The 7,463-nt window shown below is 37.9% G+C and carries 3 protein-coding genes and 3 pseudogenes (1 of these 6 only partly in view); 2 read left to right on the forward strand and 4 right to left on the reverse strand.

Annotated features, from left to right (window positions below; translation table 11 throughout):
- Positions 1-404: 404 nt before the first annotated feature.
- Both A6749_RS10235 and A6749_RS10240 read right to left on the reverse strand, forming a co-directional pair.
- Entirely contained in the window at positions 405-2,159 is a 1,755-nt protein-coding gene (locus A6749_RS10235) for a M14 family metallopeptidase (protein ID WP_236719780.1), read from the reverse strand.
- Positions 2,160-2,709: 550 nt separating this feature from the next.
- Entirely contained in the window at positions 2,710-3,171 is a 462-nt protein-coding gene (locus A6749_RS10240) for an exodeoxyribonuclease X C-terminal domain-containing protein (protein ID WP_066388970.1), read from the reverse strand.
- A 917-nt stretch (positions 3,172-4,088) separates the two neighbouring features.
- On the opposite strand from A6749_RS10240, the gene A6749_RS10245 reads away from it, so the two are divergent.
- Together A6749_RS10245 and A6749_RS28860 are read left to right on the forward strand one after the other, a co-directional pair.
- Positions 4,089-5,867, forward strand: a complete 1,779-nt coding sequence (locus tag A6749_RS10245) for an alpha-L-fucosidase (protein ID WP_066388973.1) — start codon at positions 4,089-4,091, stop codon at positions 5,865-5,867.
- 187 nt (positions 5,868-6,054) lie between these two features.
- Positions 6,055-6,135, forward strand: a pseudogene (locus tag A6749_RS28860) (helix-turn-helix domain-containing protein); the annotation flags it as partial.
- A 171-nt stretch (positions 6,136-6,306) separates the two neighbouring features.
- Here the strand turns inward: A6749_RS28860 and A6749_RS27610 are convergent.
- Together A6749_RS27610 and A6749_RS28865 are read right to left on the reverse strand one after the other, a co-directional pair.
- A pseudogene (locus A6749_RS27610) lies at positions 6,307-7,302 on the reverse strand (IS3 family transposase); the annotation flags it as partial.
- Between the two features lie 80 nt (positions 7,303-7,382).
- Positions 7,383-7,463, reverse strand: a pseudogene (locus tag A6749_RS28865) (transposase) (its annotated part continues 207 nt past the right edge of the window); the annotation flags it as partial.

A 7,463-nucleotide genomic window follows, 5' to 3' on the forward strand; every position in this document is an offset into this window, starting at 1 on the left:
TTTTTGAACAATCAGTTATTTCCGATTTCAAATACTCCCCTGATAACAGGAAGATGGTCATAACAAATGGACGAGTACCATACACGGCCTGCCTCTTATAAAGTATCTTTTTCTTGCCCACTTAGAGGTTTCTGCAATGAAAAACCTAACTTAGGAAAATTAGACCACAGTATATAAAGTAAATAATCACCATTACTTTTAATCTACAAATATGGATAAAAAATGTCGAAAATTTCTCTATGGTCTTACCCTTATCTTTCATTCTTTTTGCAACCAATAGCAATGCCTCTTCTCTCCTACTTCTTTCATATGAGTGGGGGTCTGACCCCTTAAAAAGAAAAACCGCCCATCAAAGGCGGCCGTAAAAAGTATATTATTCTTACATTATCTGATCTTGTAATAATTTATTCTCCAATATTCTTTTTCACTGGCTCTACATTTAGCCTTTCTTCTTTCATATATCGGTAGATAGGAATTTCTTCACCGACGTTTACAGGTACAAAATTAAATCTGACGAAACTATCGACCGCCTCAGGTTCAAGCGCCTCTGCAATCAGGTTTGCTGCAGGCTGGTTCATTTGGAAAACGTAGCTTCCCTTTGGAAAGACATACTTTTTCTCCTGTACTTCCGTTTTGACGTTGTTCAATATGTGTCCTTGGTAGTAAGGGGATTCCGCCTTTTGTTCAGTGACCATGTAACGCTCAACGGTCAGTACCTTTTCCTCTTTCAATTTACTTACTTTAATACCTGCTATTTGCAGCTTTTCAGCAATATCGTGATACGCTGGAGGCAGAATGTATGCATTTGGCCGGACTCGTTCTAGAGTAGGGATTCCTTTATCAAGACTAAGGTACTTAACTGGTATCTCCACAACTTCCCCTTTGGCGATGTCGACCACTTTCAATAGTTTCTTTTCAGCAAGCTCCTGATGTGTGCTGGTTATGATGATTTTATCATTGTCTTTCACCGTTTCACCTTTTCGAACGACTTCTTCTCTGGCAGCTTTAACAGTGGATTTTATTTCTGACGCTAATCGTGCTGTTGTCTTCAATAAACTTGTTTGCGTAGTCACTTGTGCTGCGACCCTGCGTTCAAAGTTTTCTCGGCCAATGCCTATCCCCCGACTTTCAATAAATAAAGAAAAACTCGGCTGAAGGCCTTGGTAAGTGGTTTCGAAGCGTGGCTCCGTTCCCTCTTCAGATACCTTGTATTCACCGTCTTTAGAGCGCTCAACAAGTAGATACGCGGACGAGGAATATCCATTTTTCTCTAGATCTTTATGAGCTTGGTTAATTAACCACTCATCGTTCTTTTCAAAAATTGATTTAGGCGTGTTTAAGTTATATTGTTTCGCCATATTAATGTCATAATATTTTAGTGCTCCTGCTTCACCGATGTCAGGAAAGGTACCATTACCAACACCTTCTTCATGAGCTGCAATGGCTACTTCTGGTTTAAATCGCTGGTACGCTTTGTTCACTTCTCTCATATCCGATAATTCAAATTTCATATGATCACGGTTTGCATCCAGCCGTTTCGCATTCTGTCGTTGAAAATAGTAAGAGCCATCCGGGTTCTTTCGGGGTACCATGACAACATTGATTTTTTCAAGTACATCTTTACCCAGTTCACCTGTGGCTAGTTGTTGAGCCATTACTAAAAGTGACTCCCCTCCAGCCGGCTCATTTCCATGAATCTGACCTTCTATCCAAACGGTCGGCTTACGTTTAAAGTTAGCTGAATGTTCATTTTTACTTGTTGTAAAAATAAGCAGCGGAATCTCGCGCCCCTCAAGCGAATAAATAGAGTTCTCCATCTTCATAAGCTTACTTTTCTTATCCAAATCTTTTAAAAACTTCATCATTTCCTCTTGAGTGGTGAAATTCTGCTTCCCTGCTTTAAATCCTGGGGTATCAAATTTGATAGTAGGATTTGGGTATAATGCTTTAACTTGCTCTGGCTGCTTGTAGCTTTGGCCAAAGTAAGGGGTCAACGTAGGGTTCATTTGTCCAGCTGCTGGCGGTGCCGCGGCTGTATTAGCTATTGTCTTTTTTTCTAGCATTGTTGTAGAAGAAGCCATAATCGTATGATTTAATCCAAACATAGCCGACAATGTCATGACAGCTACTGTAGAAGAAACTAAAGTTTTTCTTTTCATCAAATTGAAGATCCTCCGCATCATAGTTTTTTAAATTCCGAAATTAATTTACTATTCTTTTTGTCTGTTATATTTTTCTTTTGAGTGACACTAAGTATGTGAAACTCTTATATTTCCCCCCTTTTATAAAAGAATTTAAGAATTAAAGATGTAAAAAAATACACATACCTCTTTATATCTTTAGCTGCTCGCTTCCATTGAGGTAATTAATATTATGGCATGTAATATTTCCGAATTGTATTAATTTTCAAATTACAACAAGAATATTCACGAGATAATAAAAATTATATAAGCTTTGAGAACTATTAATTTATGCCTATTTGCAAAAGAGATATTGCAAATAAGGCATTTAAGATTTTCGTAAAATTCTTAGATTACTACATTAACGAATCAAAGAATTTTCTGTATTTGAAGGGGGGGAGAAATTGAGAAAAAGCATTATCTGCTTATGTGACGCTTTTGCACGACCAGCTCCTGAAACCCGAGTATCGGTAAAAATGAGCACCTGATTTTGCCCAAGCAGCTCCTAAAACCGAAGCATCGGTAAAAATCAGTTCTCTGGGCGGTGACAGGAACTCAATTCAATACAAAAAAACTCCCTCAAACCCTTCTCCGTTATCCTCTCCGGCAGTCCCTTCGCTCTTGCAAAGGCCTTGATAATTTTGGCTCGGTTTCGAAGCCCAATTGTTTCTTCATATTTATTAACGGTTGTTAGTTTATTCTCCCGTACCCATAGTGACCAAGGATCGCAATAATCGCATACCCAGTTTTCTCCGGAATACTCAAGATCATAAAGACATAAATACTCAACTGGATTTTGACAATGATAACGGGCGCAGCAGCTGGCATTTGAAAATGGGATTTCATCGAACCTCTTAATGATCTCAATGGAGAAACCGTATTCCTTGCGATGCTTCATTTCTTGACGAATGAACCAGCTGATATAATCCGGATCCTCAATGACGACCCATGCAACCGGTTTTCCTTTATACTTTCCAAAGCTGAAATTCATCACGCTCTCCCCATTCCATTTAGGCAGTAATTGAACCTCTTTATCTCTATATAGGTTCATTGCCCTCAGGAAGGACCTTGCTTAGCCAAACGGTCATAAAATTTTAATATTTTCGACTGGTTCCTCCTACTTCCCCTAGTTAGTGAATTAAAAATACCACATCCCTTAACAAGAATATGGTGTCCTAGAAGTTGTCTCCATGCTTTACATTATTAAAAAATCTTTTTAGAATTCTCACTTTTGTAGGCTATAGTCCTTGGAGCGATCTTCCTTCTAATTATGTAATGGTCTTAAAAAGGAGAATTATTCTTGAAGAAAGATAAGGTCCTATAATTAAAATGGATTTCCAAGTAAAATATGGAAACCTTCCAACAAATACACATAAACAAAAATAACTATATTTTGTTCCAAATACACTTAAAACTATACGGTTGCATTACCAAAATTTATTCTATATTTTTATCATGTAGTGGTGATATTTATTTAAAGCACCGAACAAATAAAGGTACTTTTTAAACCAATCTAATAAATTTTTGTTTACCTTTAAAAGATATGGATTTTAAATTAATTACCAAATATAAACAAAGATATAAGTTGATTTAATAAAATCAATATGATAATATTCAAAATAATACAAAAATCACTCTCCTCTAATGCTCTACTTTTAACCATCACGCCTCAGTATATAAACTCAAAACCCAAAGAAACTACCTTTTTACATATTATCTTCTTCACAAGAAGTTACTAAGACCTTATGAAAATATTTTTAAGGAGGTGAGATTTTATGTGCTGCACATATAACACTACATAACTCTTTTTCAACTCATCTCAAAAATTAGCAAACCTTACAAAAGATGCATGGAAGGCACATTGCAGATTTAATTATCGCAATACTTAAAAATACCAGGAGGTTTATAATGTTCAAAAGTAGACTGTTTAAAATGATTGCTTTGTTAGGAGTAATGTTTATGACAATTGTGTCTACATTTTCCAATATTGCAAGTGCAGATGCAGCTAATGAGGAAAATAAAGGGAATTTAAAAGGAATTCCCGGTACCATTGAGTATAATTCTAATGAGGACATTGCCGCATGGCAGCGCTTGCAGTATGGGATGTTCATTCATTGGGGGTTATATTCTGAGCTTGGCGGCGTATACAAAGAAAAGCCTGTTACACGAGGATATAGCGAACAAATTCAGATGTGGGCCAACATTCCTGAAGAGGAATATCTTAAAGTCGCCAATCAATTTAAAGCAGAAAATTTTAACCCGAAAGAGATATGCTCACTAGCAAAGGATGCTGGAATGAAGTATGTCGTCATCACAAGTAAGCATCATGACGGTTTTTCGATGTTTGATACGGCCACAACAGATTACAATATTGTTGACAGCACGCCATATGGAAAGGATCCATTAAAGGAACTAGCAAATGCTTGTCGTGATCAAGGGTTAAAATTTGGTGTATATTTCTCACTTGTGGATTGGCATCAAGGTCATCCTTTCGATAACAACAATAACAATTCCATTCCGGAATCGATGGAACCCACCATTGAAAAACAAATACGTGAACTCATGACTAACTATGGACCAATTGCAGAGGTATGGTTTGATATGTCCTCTCCAACACAGGCACAAAGCAGTAAGTTTGCTGGAATCGTACGTGAACTTCAGCCGCACGCCGTTATCAATAGCCGAATTTTTAATAATCAAGGCGATTTTCGTACCTTAGGGGATAATCAAGTGCCTGCATCTACTTTAGACGGAGCATGGCAAACACCTGCCTCCATTTATCACTCAACTTGGGGCTATCGGAGCTGGCAGGTCCGGGATAATTTTGATGGGAAGGTTCGCGATCTTGTAACTGGATTAACCAGTGTAACAGCACGAGGGGGTAATTACCTGTTAAATATTGGTCCTCGCGGGGATGGATCAGTCGTTGACTTTGAAGCGGATGTACTGCGCGCCATTGGCAGCTGGCTTGATCGACATCCTGGGGCTGTTTTAGGTGCCTCAGCAACTCGTTTTGGTAAACAGCCTTGGGGGGAAGTGACAGTAAACAACCATGATCTGTTCTTACACGTAATAAATTGGCCTCAATCCGGGGAACTGAAACTCTCAGGACTTGCAACCCGTGCGCTTAACGTCCAAGAGGATGGAAATACAAGTGAACTGCAATGGAAGCAAGAGGGTAATGATTTAGTTATCACCTTACCGAATAAACCAACAGACGCAATCCTTCCAGTCATTAAAGTTAAATTGGCAGGAGACCTTCGCATCATTCCTGAAAAGACACTTACCAATGAAAATGACGGTACATGGAACATCAATCCTGCTGACCTCTACCTTGGACGCAGCTATGCCGATAGAGGAAGTTATTATACCACAAAACAAACGACTGTTCGCCAAACAGCGTACATTGCCAGTCACAAAGGCGGTCAAGTATATCTTGAATTTGACGGTAAGGCAAACGCCAACGAGAAATACCAGATAGAAATCGGAAACCACTCTTATGTAGTATCAGGAGAGGAGTTAACCAATTCATCAATTGGACCATTCACAGTCCCTGCCAACGAAGTAACTACCTTTACAATCACACTGGCAGAACCTGCTTACCCAACTAAAGATCTCGAATTAGAATTCAAATCTGCACATATCGTATCAAAGAATCCAAACAAATTTAATTCTCCTAAAGAGTAAAAATACTGAATTAAAAGGTAGTGTGGTGGGTGTCAGGCATCAATATTTAATACGAAAGAGGCTGGGACATAACTAACTTCAAATAGTAAGAAAGGTGAATTTGAGCTTACTCAAATTCACCTTTCTTTGTTTTTGGGTGTTAATTCTTCTATTACCTTAGTTGTTGGCAGTGAGTTTTCTTCTGTAACAAGGGATGAATCGTACGGATGCTGCAGAGAAAGCTGGTATCTCTAGAATGACTCTTTATCGTAAGATACAAAACAATAATGAGACTAACTTGGAACTAGGTGGCAAGAGGTGCTTGTACAATGCCTACTTTGCCTCTAGTTACAGGAAGGCTGGTACTGGGCCTAAACGTAAGAATAGTTACAAACAATGGCATTAAAACAATAAAAGCCTACTCATTAATGATCTGACCCAATAAAGTTAGACAAATATTTTAGGCTACTTTGAGGACCTGAGCTCGGTATTCTACCGGACTTAGGTCTTTTAATTTTGCCTTTATTCGTTTGTGATTGTAATAGTGAATATAGTCTTCTAATTCTTTTTCAAAATGCTCAATACTATCAAACTCCTGTAGATAAAGAAGTTCAGACTTTAATAAGCCAAAGAAATTTTCAATAACTGCATTGTCCAAACAATTACCCTTACGAGACATACTTTGTATAATCTGGTGCTGTTCTAATGTTTTTTGATACTGCTTCATTTGATAATGCCATCCTTGATCTGAATGGAGGATTACTTGGTCCCCAGGTTGAAGACGCTCAATCGCTTGATTTAACATATCGCCGACTAATTTATAAACTGGACGTTTCATCGAAGTATAAGCGATTATTTCTCCGTTACATAAATCAAGTACTGGTGAGAGGTAACGTTTCTCACCGAATAGGTGGAATTCTGTAACATCAGTTACCCATTTTTCATTCAGCTTCTCGGCAGAAAAGTCGCGGATTAGTAGGTTTGGAGCAGTTTTTCCTACATTTCCTTTATAAGAACGATACTTTTTCATTCGAACTAGGCATTCTAGGCCGATTTCATTCATTAAACGATTGATAGTTTTCGGATCGTGATGAAATCCTTTTTTCTCTAGTTCTTTCGCTATACGACGGTACCCATAACGACCTTTATGTTCATGAAAAATCTCTTTGATAGCTTCTTTTACTTCGACATATTTATCAGCTTGATTTAATCGTTTTTCCCAATAATAATACGTACTACGTGGAATGTCAGCGACTTCAACTAAATCCACGACTTCATAATGATCCTTTAGTTCAAAAATTACTTGCGCTTTGATTTTGTTTGTAATTTTTCCTGCATTTGAACTAAAGCATTCAACTTTTTTAGGTAAGCATTTTCCATTTCTAATCGAGCGATTTTTTCTTGCAGTGCTTCGACTGACCCTTCTGCAGGTATTGATTTTTTCGAATCGATTTTCTTCGCTTTCTTTTTCATTGGTGGACGCCCCTTTTTCATCTTTTCTAGGGCACCAATTCCACCTTGTTCAAATTTACTTCTCCAATTTCGAATCAGTCTAGGAGATGAAATATTGAATATGGCCGCTGCATCGTAAGATGATGTACCCGTTTCGTTCATATA

This window comes from Neobacillus mesonae (assembly GCF_001636315.1).
Lineage (GTDB): Bacteria > Bacillota > Bacilli > Bacillales > Cytobacillaceae > Neobacillus > Neobacillus mesonae.

Coding starts and splice junctions, on each gene's coding strand:
- A6749_RS10235 (WP_236719780.1), bottom strand. CDS start 2,159: ATGAAAAGAAAAACTTTAGTTTCTTCTACAGTAGCTGTCATGACATTG.
- A6749_RS10240 (WP_066388970.1), bottom strand. CDS start 3,171: ATGAATTTCAGCTTTGGAAAGTATAAAGGAAAACCGGTTGCATGGGTC.
- A6749_RS10245 (WP_066388973.1), top strand. CDS start 4,089: ATGTTCAAAAGTAGACTGTTTAAAATGATTGCTTTGTTAGGAGTAATG.